21 protein-coding genes and 1 tRNA gene are annotated in these 18990 nt (G+C 69.7%); 18 read left to right on the top strand and 4 right to left on the bottom strand.

The window, feature by feature from the left end; all coding sequences use genetic code 11:
- Positions 1 to 120 precede the first annotated feature (120 nt).
- The 3 genes from EFL26_RS03240 to EFL26_RS03230 are packed head-to-tail and all read left to right on the top strand — an operon-like array spanning position 121 to position 1911.
- The gene (locus EFL26_RS03240) at positions 121 to 528 is read left to right on the top strand and encodes a MaoC family dehydratase (RefSeq protein WP_123221676.1); all 408 of its coding nucleotides are present in this window, start codon (positions 121 to 123) and stop codon (positions 526 to 528) included.
- Positions 525 to 902, top strand: a complete 378-nt coding sequence (locus EFL26_RS03235; protein WP_123221466.1) for a MaoC/PaaZ C-terminal domain-containing protein — start codon at positions 525 to 527, stop codon at positions 900 to 902. The genes EFL26_RS03240 and EFL26_RS03235 overlap by 4 nt, the downstream gene beginning before the upstream one ends.
- Positions 895 to 1911 (top strand): UDP-N-acetylmuramate dehydrogenase, encoded by a 1017-nt coding sequence (locus EFL26_RS03230; protein ID WP_123221465.1) that lies wholly within the window; start codon positions 895 to 897, stop codon positions 1909 to 1911. Before EFL26_RS03235 ends, EFL26_RS03230 begins: the two co-directional genes overlap by 8 nt.
- A 13-nt stretch (positions 1912 to 1924) precedes the next feature.
- On the opposite strand, the gene EFL26_RS03225 is transcribed toward EFL26_RS03230, so the two are convergent.
- The 3 genes from EFL26_RS03225 to EFL26_RS03215 are packed head-to-tail and all read right to left on the bottom strand — an operon-like array spanning position 1925 to position 4820.
- A complete protein-coding gene (locus tag EFL26_RS03225; RefSeq protein ID WP_123221464.1) occupies positions 1925 to 2443 on the bottom strand; it encodes a DUF4190 domain-containing protein in 519 nt (172 codons plus the stop codon).
- Positions 2440 to 3522 (bottom strand): adenosine deaminase, encoded by a 1083-nt coding sequence (locus EFL26_RS03220; protein ID WP_123221463.1) that lies wholly within the window; start codon positions 3520 to 3522, stop codon positions 2440 to 2442. The genes EFL26_RS03225 and EFL26_RS03220 overlap by 4 nt, the downstream gene beginning before the upstream one ends.
- A complete protein-coding gene (locus EFL26_RS03215) occupies positions 3519 to 4820 on the bottom strand; it encodes an aspartate aminotransferase type Ic (RefSeq protein WP_123221462.1) in 1302 nt (433 codons plus the stop codon). The genes EFL26_RS03220 and EFL26_RS03215 overlap by 4 nt, the downstream gene beginning before the upstream one ends.
- Before the next feature lie 220 nt (positions 4821 to 5040).
- Here EFL26_RS03215 and EFL26_RS03210 point away from each other — a divergent pair.
- The 5 genes from EFL26_RS03210 (at position 5041) to rplA (ending at position 7914) form a co-directional block, all read left to right on the top strand.
- Positions 5041 to 5113, top strand: a tRNA-Trp gene (locus EFL26_RS03210).
- Positions 5114 to 5152: 39 nt separating this feature from the next.
- Entirely contained in the window at positions 5153 to 5395 is a 243-nt protein-coding gene (secE, locus tag EFL26_RS03205; RefSeq protein WP_123221461.1) for a preprotein translocase subunit SecE, read from the top strand.
- A gap of 247 nt (positions 5396 to 5642) precedes the next feature.
- The gene (nusG, locus tag EFL26_RS03200; protein WP_183408023.1) at positions 5643 to 6503 is read left to right on the top strand and encodes a transcription termination/antitermination protein NusG; all 861 of its coding nucleotides are present in this window, start codon (positions 5643 to 5645) and stop codon (positions 6501 to 6503) included.
- A gap of 181 nt (positions 6504 to 6684) precedes the next feature.
- On the top strand, positions 6685 to 7113 hold the full coding sequence (rplK, locus tag EFL26_RS03195; RefSeq protein WP_123221460.1) for a 50S ribosomal protein L11: 429 nt from the start codon (positions 6685 to 6687) through the stop codon (positions 7111 to 7113).
- Positions 7114 to 7200: 87 nt separating this feature from the next.
- Positions 7201 to 7914, top strand: coding sequence for a 50S ribosomal protein L1 (gene rplA, locus EFL26_RS03190; RefSeq protein ID WP_123221459.1), 714 nt, complete (start codon positions 7201 to 7203; stop codon positions 7912 to 7914).
- Between the two features lie 102 nt (positions 7915 to 8016).
- On the opposite strand, the gene EFL26_RS03185 is transcribed toward rplA, so the two are convergent.
- Complete coding sequence (locus EFL26_RS03185) at positions 8017 to 8703, bottom strand: HAD family hydrolase (RefSeq protein ID WP_123221458.1); 687 nt, start codon at positions 8701 to 8703, stop codon at positions 8017 to 8019.
- Between the two features lie 295 nt (positions 8704 to 8998).
- On the opposite strand from EFL26_RS03185, the gene rplJ reads away from it, so the two are divergent.
- From rplJ to EFL26_RS03135, 10 genes are all read left to right on the top strand, one after another.
- Complete coding sequence (gene rplJ, locus EFL26_RS03180; RefSeq protein ID WP_123221457.1) at positions 8999 to 9721, top strand: 50S ribosomal protein L10; 723 nt, start codon at positions 8999 to 9001, stop codon at positions 9719 to 9721.
- 78 nt (positions 9722 to 9799) lie between these two features.
- Positions 9800 to 10192 carry a 50S ribosomal protein L7/L12 gene (gene rplL, locus EFL26_RS03175; protein ID WP_123221456.1) on the top strand — a complete coding sequence of 131 codons (393 nt, stop codon included), beginning with the start codon at positions 9800 to 9802 and terminating at the stop codon, positions 10190 to 10192.
- 310 nt (positions 10193 to 10502) lie between these two features.
- Complete coding sequence (locus EFL26_RS03170) at positions 10503 to 11456, top strand: ABC transporter ATP-binding protein (RefSeq protein ID WP_123221455.1); 954 nt, start codon at positions 10503 to 10505, stop codon at positions 11454 to 11456.
- 7 nt (positions 11457 to 11463) lie between these two features.
- Positions 11464 to 12249, top strand: coding sequence for an MlaE family ABC transporter permease (locus EFL26_RS03165; RefSeq protein WP_123221454.1), 786 nt, complete (start codon positions 11464 to 11466; stop codon positions 12247 to 12249).
- A 3-nt stretch (positions 12250 to 12252) separates the two neighbouring features.
- Positions 12253 to 13080, top strand: a complete 828-nt coding sequence (locus EFL26_RS03160) for an MlaE family ABC transporter permease (RefSeq protein WP_123221453.1) — start codon at positions 12253 to 12255, stop codon at positions 13078 to 13080.
- Between the two features lie 2 nt (positions 13081 to 13082).
- Positions 13083 to 14354, top strand: coding sequence for an MCE family protein (locus EFL26_RS03155; protein WP_123221452.1), 1272 nt, complete (start codon positions 13083 to 13085; stop codon positions 14352 to 14354).
- Positions 14351 to 15391 (top strand): MCE family protein, encoded by a 1041-nt coding sequence (locus EFL26_RS03150; RefSeq protein WP_123221451.1) that lies wholly within the window; start codon positions 14351 to 14353, stop codon positions 15389 to 15391. The genes EFL26_RS03155 and EFL26_RS03150 overlap by 4 nt, the downstream gene beginning before the upstream one ends.
- Positions 15388 to 16362: an MCE family protein gene (locus EFL26_RS03145; protein WP_123221450.1), complete on the top strand. Its 975-nt coding sequence runs from the start codon at positions 15388 to 15390 to the stop codon at positions 16360 to 16362. Before EFL26_RS03150 ends, EFL26_RS03145 begins: the two co-directional genes overlap by 4 nt.
- Positions 16362 to 17531, top strand: a complete 1170-nt coding sequence (locus tag EFL26_RS03140; RefSeq protein ID WP_123221449.1) for an MCE family protein — start codon at positions 16362 to 16364, stop codon at positions 17529 to 17531. Before EFL26_RS03145 ends, EFL26_RS03140 begins: the two co-directional genes overlap by 1 nt.
- A complete protein-coding gene (locus EFL26_RS03135; RefSeq protein ID WP_123221448.1) occupies positions 17528 to 18937 on the top strand; it encodes an MCE family protein in 1410 nt (469 codons plus the stop codon). Before EFL26_RS03140 ends, EFL26_RS03135 begins: the two co-directional genes overlap by 4 nt.
- Positions 18938 to 18990: the final 53 nt, after the last annotated feature.

Below are 18990 nucleotides of genomic sequence, written 5' to 3'. Positions count from 1 at the left end.
CGTTTCACCCCATGGGGGTCGAGCTCTTTGCGCACGGTGGTCGAGCCCTTGCGCACGGTGGTCGAGCCCTTGCGCACGGTGGTTGAGCCTGCCGAAACCCCGCCCGGTAGCGTGACCACCATGCCCGTCGACCCGTCGTTGTCCGGCCGGACGTTCCCCCCGACCCAGGACTTCGAGGTCACCGAGGAACGGGTCGCCGCGTTCGCGGCCGCCACCGGCACGCCGTACGCCCCGGGCGACCCGGCGCCCGCCACCTTCCCCATCGTGGTGGCCTTCGAGGCGATGCAGGGCCTGATGTCCGACCCGGACGTCGGCATCGAGCTGCACCACGTCGTGCACGGGCAGCAGAAGTTCGTCCACGAGCGCCCCACCCGCCCCGGCGACCGGCTGCGGGCGGAGCTCACCGTCACCGGTCTGCGCCAGATCGGCGGCGCCGACATCATCACCACCTCGAGCGCGATCACCGACGCCGACGGCGCCCTGGTGTGCACCGCCGAGGCCACGCTCGTGCACAAGGCGGGGGAGTGACCGTGGCTGCAGGCTGGCAGGAGCGGACCTACCGGATCACGCGCGCCGACCTGGTCGCGTACGCCGAGGCGAGCGGCGACCCCAACCCGATCCACCAGGACGAGGCGGTCGCCCGCAGCGTCGGCCTGCCCGACGTCATCGCGCACGGCATGTACACCCTCGCCCTCGCCGCCCGGTACGTCGACGAGGAGGTCGGCGAGCCCGGACGGATCAAGCAGATCGGCGCGAAGTTCACCCGTCCGGTCGTCGTCCCCGCCGAGGGCACCGAGGTGGTCGTCGTCGGTGAGCAGCGCGACGACGGCACCGTCCTGCTCACGGTCACGTGCGGTGGGGAGAAGGTGCTCGGCGCGGCCACGGCGGTGCTCCGTGGCTGAGCTGCTCGCCAACCACACCACGCTGCGGGTCGGCGGACCGGTCGCCGACTTCGTGACCGCCACCACCGAGGCCGAGCTGGTCGACGCCGTGCGTGGGGCGGACGAGGCCGGCAAGCCCGTGCTCGTGCTCGGCGGGGGCAGCAACCTGCTGGTCACCGACTCCGGCTTCGACGGCCGCGTGGTGGCGGTGCGCACGCACGGGGTGCAGTCCGACGCGGACGCCTGCGGAGGCGCCGTGGTCAGGGTCGCTGCCGGCGAGCCCTGGGACGGCCTGGTCGATCGTGCCGTCGCCGAGGGCTGGGTCGGCGTCGAGGCGCTCTCCGGCATTCCCGGCCTGGTCGGCGCCACCCCGATCCAGAACGTCGGCGCCTACGGCCAGGAGGTGTCCCAGACGATCGCCTCCGTGCGCTGCTGGGACCGTCAGGCCCGCGAGGTGCGCACGCTGTTCAACCGCGACTGCCGGTTCGGCTACCGGACCAGCCGGCTCAAGCAGGAGCCCGACCGCTGGGTGGTGCTCGAGGTCGTGTTCCAGCTCCGGCTCGGTGACCTCGGCGCCCCGGTCGCGTACGCCGAGCTGGCCCGCCGGCTCGGCGTGGAGACCGGCGAGCGGGCGACCCTGTCCGACGTACGCGAGGCCGTCCTGGCCCTGCGCCGCGGCAAGGGGATGGTCCTGGACGACACCGACCACGACACCTGGAGCGCCGGCTCGTTCTTCACCAACCCGGTGCTGGCGGCCAGCGCCGTGCCCGAGGGCGCGCCCGCGTGGCCCCAGCCCGACGGGACCGTGAAGACCAGCGCGGCGTGGCTGATCGAGCACGCGGGATTCGCGCGCGGCCACGGCAACGACCGCGCGGCGCTCTCGGGCAAGCACACGCTGGCCGTCACCAACCGTGGCGGTGCGACCGCCGCCGACATCGTGGCGCTCGCGCGCGAGGTCCGCGACGGGGTCCGGTCCAGGTTCGGCATCGAGCTGGTCAACGAGCCCGTGCTCGTCGGCTGCTCGCTCTGAGCCGCCAGCCTGCTCAGACGCCGGTGCCGTCGACCTGCGACGAGCCGACCACCGCGACGATCACGAACAGTGCGATCAGGACGAGACCGAGCACGAGGAGCGCCGTGCCGATGATGCCGAGCACCATGCCCGCGGTCGCCCGCCCCTCGCCGCCCCACTGCTGGGGAGCCGCACGGATCTCCTTGCGCGCCTGGGCGCCCAGGATCCACGCCACCGGTGACACCAGCACCGGCAGGATGCACATGAACCCGCCGGCGACCGCGATGATCCCGAGGATCAGCGCCGTGGTCGCCTTGGGCAGGTCGGGGAGCACGTAGGGCGTGAACGGCGCGTGTGCCGGCTGCGGCGTCCAGCCCGGCGGCGGCGGTGTGTAGCCGGCGGCGTACGGGTTCGCACCCGGCGTCGGGTACGCCGGGGGAACTCCCGGGGCCGCTCCCGGGGGCTGGGCCGGCGGGTACGCCGGCTGCTGGGTCGCCCCCGCGTCGTCCTGAGGTGACTGGGGCTGGCCGTCGTCGCTCGCGCCGGGGCTCATGCGGGGATTGTGTCGCACCAGCGGTCGACCTCGGCGAGCAGCCCCGCCCTGGTCGTGTCGTCGGCACGCGAGGCCTCGATCGAGGAGCGCGCCAGCGCCGCGAGCTGGTCGTCGGTCAGGTCGTGCGCCGCGCGCATCGTGGAGTACTGCGCGGCCAGGCGCGACCCGAACAGCAGCGGGTCGTCGGCGCCCAGGGCGATCCGCGCTCCGGCCGACATCAGCTCGGGCAGCGGCACCGACGTCGGGTCGGAGTACACCCCGAGTGCGACGTTGGACACCGGGCACAGCTCGAGCGCCACCCCCCGGGCGACCACCTGCTCCAGCAGGGCCGGGTCCTCGGCCACCCGTACGCCGTGCCCGAGCCGGTCCGCGTGCAGCTCCTCGAGGCACACGCGCACCGACTCCGGTCCGAGCAGCTCGCCGCCGTGGGGGACCAGCATCAGCCCGGCGCGCTCGGCGATGCGGAAGGCAGGCCCGAAGTCGGCGGTGCGTCCGCGTCGCTCGTCGTTGGACAGCCCGAAGCCGACGACTCCCCGGCCGGCGTACTGGGCCGCGAGGCGCGCCAGCGTGCGTGCGTCGAGCGGGTGGCGGGTGCGGTTCGCGGCGATCACCACCGCCATGCCGATCCCGACCGTCCGCGAGGCGTCCGCGACCGCGTCGAGGACGAGGTCGGTGAACGCGGTGATCCCGCCGAAGCGGGCGGCGTACCCGCTCGGGTCGACCTGGATCTCCAGCCAGCGCCCGCCGTCGGCCCGGTCGTCCTCCGCCGCCTCACGGACCAGCCGGCGCACGTCGTCCTCGGTGCGCAGCACCGACCGGGCGACGTCGTAGAGGCGCTGGAACCGGAACCAGCCCTTCTCGTCGGCCGCCGACAGCTGAGGCGGCCAGTCCTCGACGAGCGCGTCGGGCAGGTGGATGCCGTCGCGCGCGGCGAGCTCGAGCAGGGTCGCGTGCCGCATCGAGCCGGTGAAGTGCAGGTGCAGGTGGGCCTTCGGCAGCGCGCTGAGGTCGCGACGCGCCGTCGTCGGTGGTGCAGGAGGACGCGCGGAAGCCGGACCCGAGACCTCCGCCGCCGTCACGCCTGGTCGGCCAGCTTCTCCGCTGCGGCGAGGAGCACGCAGGTCGCGACCGCCTCCATCGCCGCGGCGACGTCGGCCGGCTCGGGGAAGGTCGGTGCCAGCCGGATGTTGCGGTCGTGCGGGTCCCGGCCCTGCGGGAACGACGCACCGGCCGGCGTGAGCGCGACGCCCGCGTCCTTCGCCAGGGCGACGACGCGGCTCGCCGTGCCGTCGAGCACGTCGAGGCTGACGAAGTAGCCACCCTTGGGCTTGGTCCAGGTCGCGACACCCAGGCCGCCGAGTCGCTCCTCGAGGATCCGGTCCACCTCGGCGAACTTCGGCGCGATCAGCTCTCGGTGCCGGAGCATGTGGTCACGCACGCCCTGCGCGGAGCCGAAGAACTGCGCGTGCCGCAGCTGGTTGATCTTGTCCGGGCCGATGGCGCCCTTGCCGAGGTGCGTGATGTACCACCGCACGGTCTCGACCGACCCGGCCAGGAACCCGACGCCGGCCCCGGCGTAGGTGATCTTCGAGGTCGAGGCGAACATGATCGGCCGGTGCGGGTGCCCGGCCGCCGACGCCAGGCTCAGGATGTCCGCGCTCTTCGCCTCGTCCTCGGTGAGGTGGTGGAAGGCGTAGGCGTTGTCCCAGAAGATCTTGAAGTCCGGCGCCGCGGTCGGCATCGAGGCCAGCCGCTCGGCGACCTCCAGGGAGCAGACCGAGCCGGTCGGGTTCGCGTACGTCGGCACGATCCACATGCCCTTGATGCTCGGGTCGGACGCCACCAGCTGCGCGACCGCCTCGGTGTCCGGGCCGTCGTCGTTCATCGGCACCGTGACGGTCTCGATGCCGAACCAGTCGAGCAGCGTGAAGTGCCGGTCGTAGCCGGGCACCGGGCAGACGAAGGTGACCTTCTCCTCCTGCGACCACGGCCGCTCGCTGTCCACGCCGCCCTTGAGCCAGAGGTCGGTGAGCACCTCCCGCATCATCACCAGGCTGGAGTTGCCACCCGCGACGATCTGGTCGGGCTCGATCCAGAGCAGCTCGGCGAACATCTCGCGCAGCTCCCGGATGCCCTCCAGCCCGCCGTAGTTGCGGGTGTCGACACCGTCGCGGTCGACGGAGCCGCGCGGCAGGTGCAGCAGCTCGTCGGAGAGGTCCAGCTGCGCCGGCGCCGGCTTGCCGCGGGTCAGGTCGAGCTTCAGGCCGCGGCCCGAGAGGTCGGCGTACGCCGCCTGCTGCGCGGCCAGGAAGCCGGCCAGCTCGTCGGCGGACAGGTCCGCCAGGGGGCGTGCGGGGTGGGTGGTCGGCTCGCTCACGGGCCCATCGTTCCAGAGGGCCCCCACCCGCGGCGAGGCGGTTCCCGGCGTCCCGAGATCCGAGTCCGCGCGGGGCCGGACGGCCGATCCGGCTCGGTTCGACTTTGGCTGGCGGGGCCCCGTACACTCCTCTCTTGGTGTTTCTCACCATTGCTTGCCATGCCCGAAACCCGTTTTTCGCAAGTCTCGGTGCGGTGGTGCGCGTGTGGAGTCACACCGGAGGGCACTAGCTCAACTGGCAGAGCATCGGTCTCCAAAACCGAAGGTTGGGGGTTCAAGTCCCTCGTGCCCTGCGAGACGAAGACAACGACGATGAGTGGAAGAAGGAAGCCGTGACGGACACCCCCTCGGCGCGTCGGTCCAGGACCGAACGCACGAGCCCGGTCACGTTCTACCGACAGGTGGTCGCCGAGCTGCGCAAGGTCGTCTGGCCGAGCCAGCAGCAGCTGGTCACCTACTTCATCGTCGTGATGGCGTTCGTGCTCGTGATGATCGCGCTGGTCTCGGTGCTCGACCTGGCCTTCGGCAAGGCGGTGTTCGCCGTGTTCGGCGGCGACACCTCGAAGGCCAGCTAGCCCCTCGCTGCCGCGGACGACAGCGAACAACACATTGCAAGGTGACGGAGTAGACGTGTCGGAGCAGTACGACGAGGCGCAGGGCGCCACGGTCGGAGCAGAGCCCGTGACGAGCCCGGAGGAGTCCCAGGACGAGACCGTCGAGGCGACCCTCGGCGAGGATGTCGACCAGGCCTCCGACGAGGCCGCCGCGGAGACGTCCGAGGCCGCGGCCGACGACGCCGACGAGTCCGCGAGCGCTGACGACGTGCCGGCCGACGACCTGGCCGACGAGCAGGCCGAGGAGCCGACGGAGGACGTGGCTGCCGAGGACCTGACCGACGACCTGGCCGAGGAGCCGACGGACGAGCCGGAGGTCGAGGACGCTCTCGAGGAGCCGGCCGCCGAGGCCGACCACGACGCCGACGACGCTGACGACGACGCCGACGAGGATCTGGACCAGGACCTCGACGAGGAGCCGGTCGACGAGCCCGCCGAGGCGCGCGACCCGCTCGAGGAGTTCCGGGCGGCCCTGCGCGAGAAGCCGGGCGACTGGTTCGTGGTGCACACCTACTCCGGCATGGAGAACCGGGTGAAGGCCAACCTCGAGAACCGGATCACCTCGCTGAACATGGAGGACTACATCCACGAGATCGTGGTCCCCACCGAGGACGTCGCCGAGATCAAGAACGGCCAGCGCAAGCTGCGCACCAAGCCGGCGCTGCCCGGCTACGTGCTGGTCCGGATGGACCTCACCGACGAGTCGTGGGCCGCGGTCCGGCACACCCCGTCGGTCACCGGGTTCGTCGGACACAGCCACCAGCCGGTGCCGCTGAGCCTCGACGAGGTCGAGAACATGCTGGCCCCGGCGGTCCAGGCCCAGGCCGAGGCCGCTGCCGTCGCCGAGTCGGGTGGCACCGCCCCGGCCAAGACCGCCACCCGGGCGCCCGTCACGGTCGCGGACTTCGACGTGTCCGACTCGGTGATGGTCGTCGAGGGCCCGTTCGCCACGCTGCACGCGACGATCACCGAGATCAACGCCGAGGCCCAGAGGGTCAAGGCCCTCGTCGAGATCTTCGGCCGGGAGACCCCGGTCGAGCTGTCCTTCAGCCAGATCCAGAAGGTTTGAGGCCTGCTCTGAGCTTGCGAAGAGCAGAAGGCCGAAAAGATTGAGGAGGGCGGCTTCAGACCCGAACTTGTGAGGGACTGAAGCCGACCGTCTCGAAATCTCGGTGAGATTCGCACCGAGGTGAGCACAGTGGCAGGGGCACCAGCCCCGTCATGACCACGAGAAGAAAGTAGAGAGAGCAATGCCTCCGAAGAAGAAGATCGCCGCACTGGTCAAGGTGCAGCTCCAGGCCGGTGCGGCCACCCCGGCGCCCCCGGTCGGTACGGCGCTCGGCCCGCACGGCGTGAACATCATGGACTTCTGCAAGGCGTACAACGCTCAGACCGAGGCCATGCGCGGCAACGTGATCCCGGTCGAGATCACGATCTACGAGGACCGGTCGTTCACCTTCATCACGAAGACGCCGCCGGCCGCCGAGCTGATCAAGAAGGCCGCCGGCATCGCGAAGGGCTCGGGCGTCCCGCAGTCGGACAAGGTCGGCAAGCTGACCAAGGACCAGATCCGCGAGATCGCCGAGACCAAGCTTCCCGACCTCAACGCCAACGACATCGAGGCCGCGATGAAGATCGTCGAGGGCACCGCCCGCTCGATGGGCGTCACCACCGACTGAAACCGTGGGAGAGCCGCGCTGGCTCGCTAACCACATCGCTCCCGGCCGTCGCGCTCGACGCGGCGCCGGCTAGAGAAAGAGATCACCATGCAGCGCAGCAAGACCTACCGTGCGGCGGCCGAGCAGTTCGACAAGGACGAGCTCTACGCCCCGCTGTCCGCGATCAAGATCGCCAAGGACACCTCCAAGAAGAAGTTCGACGAGACCGTCGACGTCGTCATGCGCCTGGGCGTCGACCCGCGCAAGGCCGACCAGATGGTCCGCGGCACCGTCAACCTGCCGCACGGCACCGGCAAGACCGCCAAGGTGCTGGTCTTCGCCAACGGCGACAAGGCCGAGGCCGCCCGTGAGGCCGGCGCCGACATCGTCGGCGGCGACGAGCTGATCGAGAAGGTCGCCGGCGGCTGGACCGACTTCGACGCGGTCGTCGCCACCCCCGACATGATGGGCAAGGTCGGCCGGCTCGGCCGCGTGCTCGGCCCCCGCGGCCTCATGCCGAACCCGAAGACCGGCACGGTGACCCCCGACGTCGCCAAGGCGGTCTCGGACATCAAGGGCGGCAAGATCGAGTTCCGCGTCGACCGCCACGCCAACCTGCACTTCATCATCGGCAAGGCGTCCTTCAGCGAGGTGCAGCTGGCGGAGAACTACGCCGCCGCGCTCGAGGAGGTGCTGCGGCTCAAGCCGTCGAGCTCCAAGGGCCGCTACATCCGGAAGGTCACGGTCTCCACGACCATGGGCCCCGGCATCCAGGTCGACCCCAACCGCACCCGCAACGTCGCGGTCGAGGACGAGGGCTGAGACGCGAAGCGGTTGAGGGACGGCGGCTCGAAACCCTGAGCCTCAACCCCCGCTGAGCACCACGCGAGCCCACTCTCCGGCAGGAGGGTGGGCTCGCGTCGTTCAGCCGCGCGCCCGGTCGAGGGCCACGTCCAGTCGACCGAGCAGGTCGCGCGGGTCGTCGTACGCCGCGGCCGCGCCTGCCTCGAGGAGCTCGTCGCGGCCGAAGCCGCCGCAGAGCAGGGTCACGGTCGGGATCCCGCTGCGCGCCGCAGCCTCGACGTCCCAGACCGCGTCGCCGAGCATGACGGCGCCTGCCGCGTCCTGCCCGACCTTGGCCAGCGCCTCCTGCACCAGGTCGGGGTCCGGCTTGGACTCCTCGGCGTCCTCGCTGGTGGTCCAGGCGTCGACCCGGTGCTCGGCGTCGAGGAGCTGCAGCGCGTGCTCGGCGTGGCGCGGGATGCTCGAGCTGGCCAGCACCACGGTGAGCCCCGACTCCCGGAGTCCGTCGAGCAGCTCGCAGGCGCCGTCGAACAGCCGGGTCCCTCCGAGCAGCTCGTCGTACTCCTTCTCCCACCGGTCGCGGACTGCGTCACCGTCGCGCTCCTCGACCTCGTCCCCGGCGACGGCCGCGACGAGACGGTCGCCACCCATGCCCATGTGCCGGTGGATCCGCCAGAGCGGAACGGTGTGGCCGTGGTGCGCGAAGGCGCGGGCCCAGGCGATGCTGAGCTGGTAGTTGGAGTCCAGGAGCGTGCCGTCGATGTCGACGACCGCCGTGCGCAGGTCCCTGCTCGGGTCATGGGTCATGGCGGGCCGGTACCCCGGGACCACGATTTGGCCGCATCCACCCTCGCCGGTAGAGTGAGCGGCCGTAACCGAAGACCGCCGGTTCATCACCTCGGGCGCAAGCCCGGAGCGATGCGAAGGTTCGCGAGAGCGGACGGCCTGCGCAGGTGACAGAGAGCTTGCCAGCTTCCCGCTGCCCACGCCCTGTGCCCCTGCGCACGGGGCGTTCGTGCTTCTCCGGTCGGAGGTCCGGGTCCCGTGCAATCCCGCACGGCACCCGAGCACGCTTGAGTGCACCGAAGTTGGAAGGAGTCCCATGGCGCGGCCAGACAAGGCAGCAGCCGTCGCGGAGATCGTCGACTCGTTCAACGAGTCCGCTGGCGCTGTGCTGACCGAGTACCGCGGGCTCACCGTGAAGCAGCTGCAGGATCTGCGGCGGGCGCTCGGCGAGAACGCCAACTATGCCGTGGTCAAGAACACGCTGACCAAGCTCGCAGCCAAGGAGGCCGGCGTCGAGGGATTCGACGACCTGCTGAACGGGCCGACCGCTATCGCCTTCATCAACGGCGACGTCGTCGAGGCGGCCAAGGGTCTGCGTGACTTCGCCAAGGCCCACCCGGCCCTCGTGATCAAGGCCGGGTACGTCGACGGCGCCACGCTGGACGCCAAGGAGATCGCCCGCCTGGCCGATCTCGAGTCCCGCGAGGTTCTTCTGGGCAAGCTGGCGGGCGCGATGCTCGCCTCGCTCTCCCAGGCCGTCTACCTGCTCAACGCCCCGCTCGCCCAGGCTGCCCGGCTCGCCGGCGCGCTGCAGGCGAAGGCCGAGCAGGACCCCTCGATCCTCCAGGGTGGTGCCGGCGAGCCGGCCGCCGCTGAGGCACCGGCCGCCGAGGCCGAGGCTGCGGAGGAGGCTCCGGCCGCGGAGTCGGAGGCCCAGGACGCTCCTGAGGCCCCCGCCGCCGAGGCCGAGGCTGCCGACGCCACCGAGACCGAGGCCCCCGCGGCCGAGGCCGAGGTGACCGACGCACCCGCCGAGTGACGAGTCGGCACACCACCCACCGGTAAACCCTGGCGCGCGTCCGCACGGATGCCGCCGACGAATGGAAGGAACGCCACCATGGCGAAGCTCAGCACCGACGAGCTGCTCGACGCTTTCAAGGAGATGACCCTCCTCGAGCTCAGCGAGTTCGTGAAGCAGTTCGAAGACACCTTCGGCGTGACCGCGGCCGCTCCGGTTGCCGTGGCTGCCGCTCCGGCCGCGGGCGGCGGCGCTGCTGCCGCTGACGAGGCCGCCGAGCAGGACGAGTTCGACGTCGTCCTCGAGGCCGCCGGTGACAAGAAGATCAACGTCATCAAGGAGGTCCGCGCGCTGACCAGCCTCGGGCTGAAGGAGGCCAAGGAGCTGGTCGAGGCCGCTCCCAAGGCCGTCCTGGAGAAGGTCAACAAGGAGGCCGCGGACAAGGCCAAGGAGGCCCTCGAGGGCGCCGGCGCCACCGTCACCCTCAAGTGACCCCTGCCGCCGGCTGATCCCTGCGGGGAATCGGCCGGCGCGCACACCGCAGCACCGAGCGAGCGGTCGTCCCTCCGGACGGCCGCTCGTTCGCGTGTCCGGTGCGTCCCGAAACGTTCCGACGAGGAGATTCGAGACCAGGTCGGCCCCAAGAGTCTTGAATGCGGATGAGACGATCGCGACAGATGGTGACGTCCGTCGCTAATGCCGCGTAACTTAGCCCAGGGTTACTCGTTGGTTCACCTAGGTAGGGAAGTGCCGTGGGAGGCGCCCCTGCCGCTGTCTGTCGGAACGAGAGGGAGTTGTCTCCATGGGTGTCGAGATCGAGATCAGCCACCTCACGAAGTCGTTCGGCAAGCAGCTGATCTGGGGTGACGTCACGCTGACCGTCCCGGCGGGCGAGATCTGCGTGATGCTCGGCCCGTCCGGCACCGGCAAGTCGGTGCTGCTCAAGACGATCATCGGGCTGCTCAAGCCCGACCACGGCAGCGTGGTGATCGAGGGCGTGGACATCGCCTCGTGCTCGGAGAAGGACCTCTACGAGATCCGCAAGCTGTTCGGCGTGCTGTTCCAGGACGGCGCGATGTTCGGCTCGATGAACCTCTACGACAACGTGGCCTTCCCGTTGCGCGAGCACACCAAGAAGTCCGAGTCCGAGATCCGCAACATCGTGATGGAGAAGATGGACCTCGTCGGTCTCCTCGGTGCCGAGGACAAGCTCCCCGGTGAGATCTCCGGCGGCATGCGCAAGCGCGCCGGCCTGGCCCGGGCGCTGGTGCTCGACCCCGAGATCGTGCTGTTCGACGAGCCCGACTCCGGTCTCGACCCGGTCCGTACGTCGTTCCTGAACCAGCTGATCATCGACCTCAACGCCCAGATCGACGCGACCTTCCTGATCGTGACCCACGACATCAACACCGCCCGCACGGTGCCCGACAACATCGGCCTGCTCTATCACAAGCACCTGGCCATGTTCGGTCCCCGCGAGATGCTGCTCAGCTCGGAGGAGCCGGTGGTCCGGCAGTTCCTCAACGCCCAGCGGGTCGGCCCGATCGGCATGAGCGAGGAGAAGGACGCCGACGAGCTCGAGGCCGAGAAGGACCAGGAGCTGCCCCCGCTGCCGCCGATCCCGCTGCAGCAGGAGCCCTCCAACGGCATCCCGCGGCGCTCCCAGCGGCCGCCGGGCGAGTGGTGCCGCGAGAACGGCGTCACGCCGCCTCCCGGCTCGTTCGAGCCGAACATGTCTCTGGCGCCGGGAGCCTGAGGGACGGATGTCCTCGCTCACCGCAGACCGGGTCCTGGCCCCCATCGGGACAGCCGGCAAGCTCTTCGCCTTCGGGATCGACGTGGCGATCGCGCTCTTCAAGCGCCCGTTCCAGACCCGCGAGTTCCTCCAGCAGGCCTGGTTCATCGCGTCGGTGACCATCGTGCCCACGGCGTTGGTCGCCATCCCCTTCGGCGCGGTCATCGCGCTGCAGGTCGGCGGCCTGATCAAGCAGTTCGGCGCGCAGTCGTTCACCGGCTCGGCGTCCGTCCTCGCGGTGGTGCGTGAGGCCGGCCCGATCGCGACCTCGCTGCTGATCGCCGGCGCCGGCGGCTCGGCGATCGCCGCCGACCTGGGCGCCCGCAAGATCCGCGAGGAGCTCGACGCGATGATGGTGCTGGGCATCGACCCGATCCAGCGCCTCGTCGTGCCCCGGGTACTGGCCTGCATGCTGGTCGCGTTCTTCCTCAACGGCCTGGTGAGCGTCGTCGGCGTCTGCGGCGGCTACTTCTTCAACGTCGTGCTCCAGGACGGCACGCCCGGCGCCTACCTCGCCAGCTTCACCGCGCTCGCGCAGCTGCCCGACCTCTGGCAGGGCATGGCGAAGGCCCTCGTCTTCGGCCTGATCGCCGCCATCGTCGCGGCGTACAAGGGCATGAACGCTGCGGGCGGTCCGAAGGGCGTCGGCGACGCGGTCAACGAGTCGGTCGTCATCACCTTCATGCTCCTGTTCGTCGTCAACTTCGTGATGAGCGCGATCTACTTCCAGCTCGTCCCCCCGAAGACGGGTTAGCGCATGGCAGACGTGAAGCAGGTCTACGTGCGCCCCATGCAGGCCCTCGACCGCCTCGGCGAGGAGCTCGCGTTCTACGTGCGCGCGCTCATCGCGACGCCGCGGTCGGTCAAGCGCTACCCCAAGGAGATCCTCAGGCTGCTCGCCGAGGTCGCCCTGGGCAGTGGTGCGCTGGCCGTCATCGGCGGCACGGTCGGCGTGATCACCGCGATGGCGTTCTTCACCGGCACCGAGGTCGGGCTCCAGGGTTACGCCTCGCTGAACCAGATCGGCACGGCGGCGTTCGCGGGTTTCGTCTCGGCGTACTTCAACACCCGTGAGATCTCGCCGCTCATCGCCGGCATCGCGCTGGCGGCGACCGTCGGCTGCGGCTTCACCGCTCAGCTCGGCGCCATGCGGATCTCCGAGGAGGTGGACGCGCTCGAGGTGATGGCGATCCCCTCCATGCCGTTCCTGGTGACCACCCGCATCGTCGCCGGCCTGGTCGCGATCATGCCGCTGTACGTCGTCGGGCTGCTGTCCTCCTACTTCGCCACCCGGCTCGTGGTGACCCAGTTCTACGGCCAGAGCCAGGGCACCTACGACCACTACTTCAACCAGTTCCTGCCGCCCGGCGACGTGCTCTGGTCCTTCGGCAAGGTGATGGTGTTCGCGGTCGTCGTGATCCTCATCCACTGCTACCACGGCTACACCGCCAGTGGCGGTCCTGCCGGGGTGGGCGTCGCCGTGGGTCGGGCGGTCCGCACCTCGATCGTCGCGATCAACGTCATCGACCTGTTCCTGAGCATGGCGATCTGGGGATCCACGACCACGGTCAGGCTGGCGGGTTGACCATGGCCAAGATCTTCAGCAACCGCCTGCTCGGCGTCGTGTTCATCGGCATCCTCCTGCTCGGGGTGTGGGTGATCAACGCGGTCTTCACGCAGAAGTTCGTGTCGTTCGACCGGGTCACCCTGAACACCGACACGATCGGGCTGCAGCTCCCTTCGCGCGCCGACGTGAAGGTCCGCGGGGTGATCGTCGGAGAGGTCCTGGACGCGAAGTCCGAGGTCAACGGCGCCGTGCTCACGCTCGGGCTCGACCCGAACAAGATCGGCGAGATCCCGCAGAACGTCACCGCCTCGATCCTGCCCAAGACGCTGTTCGGCGAGAAGTACGTCGAGCTGGTGGTCCCGTCCGACGCCAGCAAGCAGGCGCTCCGGACCGGTGACCGGATCACCCAGACGCAGCTGCCGATCGAGGTCGAGAAGGTCCTCAACGACATCTACCCGCTGCTGCGCGCCGTGCAGCCGGCCGAGCTGAACTACACCCTGAACGCGCTCGCGACGGCCCTCGAGGGCCGCGGCGAGGCGATCGGCCAGAACATCGAGATCTTCGACTCCTACCTCAAGCGGCTCAACCCGCAGGTGCCCGCGCTCGTCGAGGACCTCCGGCTGCTCGCCAAGGTCAGCGGCACGTACGCCGACGTGGCGCCCCAGATCGCCGAGACGCTGCGCAACACGGTCAAGACCGGCAACACGCTGGTGTCGCGCGAGGCCAAGCTGCACGCGTTCCTCAAGGACGTGACCTCGTTCTCCGGGACCGCCAAGACCTTCCTGGACAACAACGGCAGCAACATCGTCCGGCTCGGCCAGCTGAGCAAGCCGCAGCTCGAGCTGCTCAACCGGTACTCCCCGGAGTTCCCCTGCCTGCTGCGCGGCCTGGTCGACCAGGCGCCGAACCTCGCCAGCACGTTCCGTGGCTTCGTCTTCCACATCGACCTGATCACCCTCCCGCGGCAGCCGCGCGGCTACACCGCGAAGGACGTGCCGGTGCTCGGTGCCGACAACGGCCCGGCGTGCCTCGGGCTCCCGAACCCGCCCGTGCCGTTCCGTCACGTGCCGAACCTCACCGACGGCGTGAACAACCTGCAGCGCGGCGACGCCCAGCGCACGGCTCCGGCGATCGACGCTGCGTCGACGAGCTCGGCTGCGGGCGCGGCCGAGAAGGCGCTGTTCGGCGCCCTCACCGCACCGGTGCTCGGCGTGCCGGCCGACCAGGTCCCCGACGTCACCACGCTCCTCTTCGCCCCGCTGGTCGCGGGCACCGAGGTGAGCATGCGATGAAGATGCTCGACAAGAAGACCCGCGGCGACTTCACCAAGCTGATGATCTTCATCGTGGTGACCACGCTCGCGACCGGCGTGCTGGTCGTGCTGATCGGCAACCTGAACTTCGAGAAGTCCCGCACCTACCGGGCGATCTTCAGCGACGCCACCGGCGTCGTGAAGGGCGACGACATCCGGGTCGCCGGGGTCAAGGTCGGCAGCGTGAAGAAGGTCGAGATCGTCGACCGCACCCGCGCCCGCGTGACCTTCACGGTGCGCAACGCGACGGCCGTGACCCGCAGCTCGACGGCGACGATCCGCTACCGCAACCTGGTCGGCCAGCGCTACATCGCCGTGAGCCAGGGCGTCGGCGACACCAGCCGGCTGCCCGCGGACGCCACGATCCCGCTGAGCCGCACCCAGCCCGCGCTCGACCTCACGGTTCTCTTCAACGGCTTCAAGCCGCTGTTCGCGGCGCTCTCTCCGGCCGACATCAACAAGCTCAGCTACGAGATGATCCAGGTCTTCCAGGGCGAGGGCGGCAACCTCCAGGCGTTGCTGCAGAGCACCGGCTCGGTCACGCAGACCCTCGCCGACCGTGACCAGCTCATCGGCGACGTGATCACCAACCTCAACACGGTGCTGGAGACCGTCGGCAACCGCGACCAGCAGCTGTCCGACCTGATCGTCCAGCTCCGCTCCTTCATGGCCGGCCTCGTCCAGGACAAGGACGCGATCCTGAACTCCCTGGACTCCGTCTCCGCCCTGGCCCGCGAGACCGCCGACATCACCACGGGCATCCGTCCGGGCCTGGTCTCCAGCATCCACGAGCTGCGCCAGGTGGCGACGAACCTCAACCAAGGGCGTGACGAGATCGACCGCGCTCTCCAGATCCTCCCGATCAAGCTCGAGAAGATCGGCCGCACGGCGATCTACGGGTCCTTCTTCAACTTCTACCTCTGCGAGTTCCAGGCGAAGGTGATCTTGCCGACCGGTCCGCTCACGATCCCGTACGAGACGTACCCCGGCGGCAACGGGAGGTGCAACCTCGGATGAGCATCCCCTTCCGCGAACGCAACCCCGTCAAGGTCGGGGCAGTCAGCCTGATCGTCCTCTTCGCCTTCATCCTGATCGCCTTCAAGGCCGAGTCGCTGCCCCTGATCGGCGGTGGTGACACCTACTACGCGGCGTTCACCGACTCCAGCGGCATCAAGCCGAACGACGAGGTGCGCATCGCCGGCGTCCGCGTCGGCAAGGTGACCGGAGTCGACCTCGACGGCGGCCACGTCAAGGTGACCTTCCGGATCAGCAGCGGCGCCAAGTTCGGCAGCCAGACGCACGCCGAGATCAAGGTCAAGACGCTGCTCGGTGCGATGTTCCTCGCCCTGAAGCCGGAGGGGTCGGGCCAGCTGGCCAAGGGCAGCACGATCCCGACGTCCAGGACGACGTCGGCGTACGACGTCGTCAAGGCGTTCAGCGGCCTCGCCGAGCGGGCGCAGTCGATCGACCTGCCCCAGCTCACGACCTCGCTGAACACCCTGGCCGACGCGACCGCGAACACGCCCGCCGCGCTGCAGAGCACGCTGAAGGGTCTCTCGGCCCTGTCGGCGAACGTCGCCGCCCGCGACGCGCAGCTGAACACCCTGCTCGGCAACCTCAAGAAGGTGTCCGGCGTGCTCGCCGACCGTGACCAGGACATCGTCGCGCTGATGAAGGACAGCGACGTGCTGCTCCGCGCGGTCGTGGCCCGGCGCCAGGCCGTGCACGAGCTGCTCGTGTCGACGAGCAAGCTGTCGACCGAGCTGACCGCGCTGGTCCAGCAGAGCCGCGCCGACCTCAACCCGGCGCTGACCAACCTCAAGTCGGTGGTCGACGTGCTCCGCAAGAACCAGAACAACCTCGACAACTCGCTGCGCCTGATGGCGCCGTTCTACCGGGTGTTCACGAACGTCCTCGGCACCGGTCCCTGGTTCGACACCTGGATCTCCAACCTGCCTCCGGGCCCGGCCTCGGGAGTGGGTCAGTGATGCGGGCGATTCGTGGGATCAACCCGGCGATCGTCGCGGGCCTCGTGCTCGTGCTCCTCGTCGGTGCCGTCCTGTTCCTCCTGCCCGGCAGCAGCGCGAAGCACGTCACCGCGGAGTTCCCGCGGGCGATCTCGTTGTACAAGGGCTCCGACGTGAAGATCCTGGGCGTCGCCGTCGGCAAGGTCGACTCCGTCGACCCGCAGGGCACCAAGGTCGTGGTGAAGTTCCACTACGACGCGAAGTACAAGGTGCCGGCCGACGCGAAGGCCGCCGTGATCTCGCCGTCGATCGTCGGCGACCGGTTCATCCAGCTGACGCCGGTCTACACGAAGGGCGCGGTGCTGCAAGACAACGCCCGCCTCGGGCTCGACCGCACCGCGACGCCGCTGGAGCTCGACGAGATCTTCGGGTCGATCACCGACCTGACCACGGCGCTCGGTCCGGAGGGCGCGAACAAGCCCGACGCCTCGGGCACCGGCGCCCTCACCCGGCTGCTCGACTCCACGGCCAAGAACTTCGGTGGGCAGGGCGTGCAGTTCAACCAGACCCTGCACAACCTCGCGAAGTTCACCCAGACCCTGGCCGACAACAAGGACCAGCTGTTCGGCACGGTCTCCGAGGTCGAGAAGTTCACGAACACGCTGGCGCAGAACGACGACACGGTGAGGAAGTTCAACGACTCCCTCGCCAGCGGCGCCCAGCTGCTCGCGGACGAGCGTCAGGACCTCGCCGACGTGCTCAAGAACCTCTCGGTCGCGATGACCCAGGTGCGGTCGTTCGTCGCCGACAACAAGAGCATCCTGTCGAGCAACATCAAGGAGCTCAACCAGCTCGCGACCGTGCTGGTCAAGAACCGTGACGCGCTCGACGAGACCCTCACCGACGCGCCGGTCGCGCTGAACAACCTGTTCCTGGCCTACGACGAGAACGCCGGCACGCTCGACACGCGCGCGAACGTCGGCGAGACGGTCAACAAGCTCAGCAGCACGCCGTCCGTGGTGCTGTGCGCGATGGTCCCGGACGCCTGCGGACCGCTGTCCTCCGTGGTCAAGCTGCTCGGCCTGCAGCGCGCCGGCGCCCTGACCGACAGCGGCACGTCGCGGACGACCGAGGTCGAGCCGGTCGACCGCACGCTCGCCGGACTGCTGCCCGCCGAGGGGGACCGATGAGCATCCGCAGCCTGTCGCCGCGTCGCCGGCTCGCAGCCGTGGCCGCCGCCGTCGTCGGCGCGATCGGACTGAGCAGCTGCTCGATCTACGACGTCCCGCTCCCCGGCGGGCCGAACGTCGGCAGCAACCCGATGACCGTGCACATCATGTTCCGCGACGTGCTCGACCTCGTCCCGCAGTCGACCGTGAAGGTCGACGACGTGACCGTCGGCAAGGTCAGCTCGATCTCGCTCAAGGGCTACACCGCAGACGTGACGGTGAAGCTGCCGCGCTCGATCGACCTGCCCGACAACGCCCTCGCCGAGATTCGGCAGACCAGCCTCCTCGGCGAGAAGTTCGTGTCGCTGAGCAAGCCCTCCGACCCGACCGGCAGGCTCGGCAACGGCGACGTGATCGGGTTGGAGAACTCCGGCCGCAACCCGGAGGTCGAAGAGGTCTTCCAGGCGCTCGCGCTGCTGCTCAACGGCGGCGGTGTCGGTCAGCTGAAGACGATCGCCGACGAGCTGAACACCGCGTTCGGCGGCCGCGAGGCCTCGGTGCGCTCGATCATCGAGCAGCTCGGGTCCTTCATGGGTCAGCTCGACGCGAACAAGGAGTCGATCGTCACCGCCCTCGAGAACGTCAACCGGCTCTCCCTCGAGCTGCGGCGCCAGGACAGCACGATCAAGTCCGCGCTCGACGACCTCCCGACGGCGATCAAGTCCGTGAACGGGCAGCGGCAGGACCTCGTCCGGATGCTCCAGGCCCTCTCGAACCTCAGCTCCGTGGGCGTCCGGGTCATCCAGGCGTCCAAGGAGTCGACCATCGACTCCCTGCGCAACCTGGCACCCGTGCTCGAGGCGTTCGCGAAGTCCGGGCAGGACATGCCGAAGGCGCTGCAGGTGTTCCTCACCTACCCGTTCATCGACGAGGCCGTGGGTCGCGATCCCCAGGTGGCGCGCAACCTCCACATGGGCGACTTCACGAACCTCTCGGTCAGCCTCTCGCTGGACCTCCTCAACCTGCCGAGCATCCCGGGGTTGGCGCCCGGCTTCAGCCTCGCCGACGTCATCGCCACCTGCAACAAGACCCCGCTCGCGCCGGTCTGCAAGACCGTCCAGAGCCTGTTGAGTCCCACCGCCCTCAAGCCGCTGTGCGGGCTCGCGCCCTCTCTGTGCACGGGCTCCGCGGCGAACGGCGGCGGCGGCCAACCGAACTCCAACGGGGGCGGCCTCCTCGGCGGCAACACCACCGGCGGCACGAACTCGGGCGGCCTGCTCGGCGGCCTCCTCGGCCCTCTGCTCCCACGCACGGCGCCCAACGCCGACTACGACCCGAAGGCGACGTACGACCCGTTCCTGCTCGAGGGCACCGGCTACGACCCGGGCCTGAGCACCCTCCTGATCGAGCCGGTGGCGGTCCGATGATCACCTCACGCACGAAGAAGCAGCTGTTGGTGTTCGTGTTCATCACGCTGGTG

This window comes from Nocardioides pocheonensis, from assembly GCF_003725535.1.
Classification (GTDB): domain Bacteria; phylum Actinomycetota; class Actinomycetes; order Propionibacteriales; family Nocardioidaceae; genus Marmoricola; species Marmoricola pocheonensis.
The sequence above is the reverse complement of the archived record's forward strand: the minus strand, read 5'-3'. Positions and strand labels throughout refer to the sequence as shown.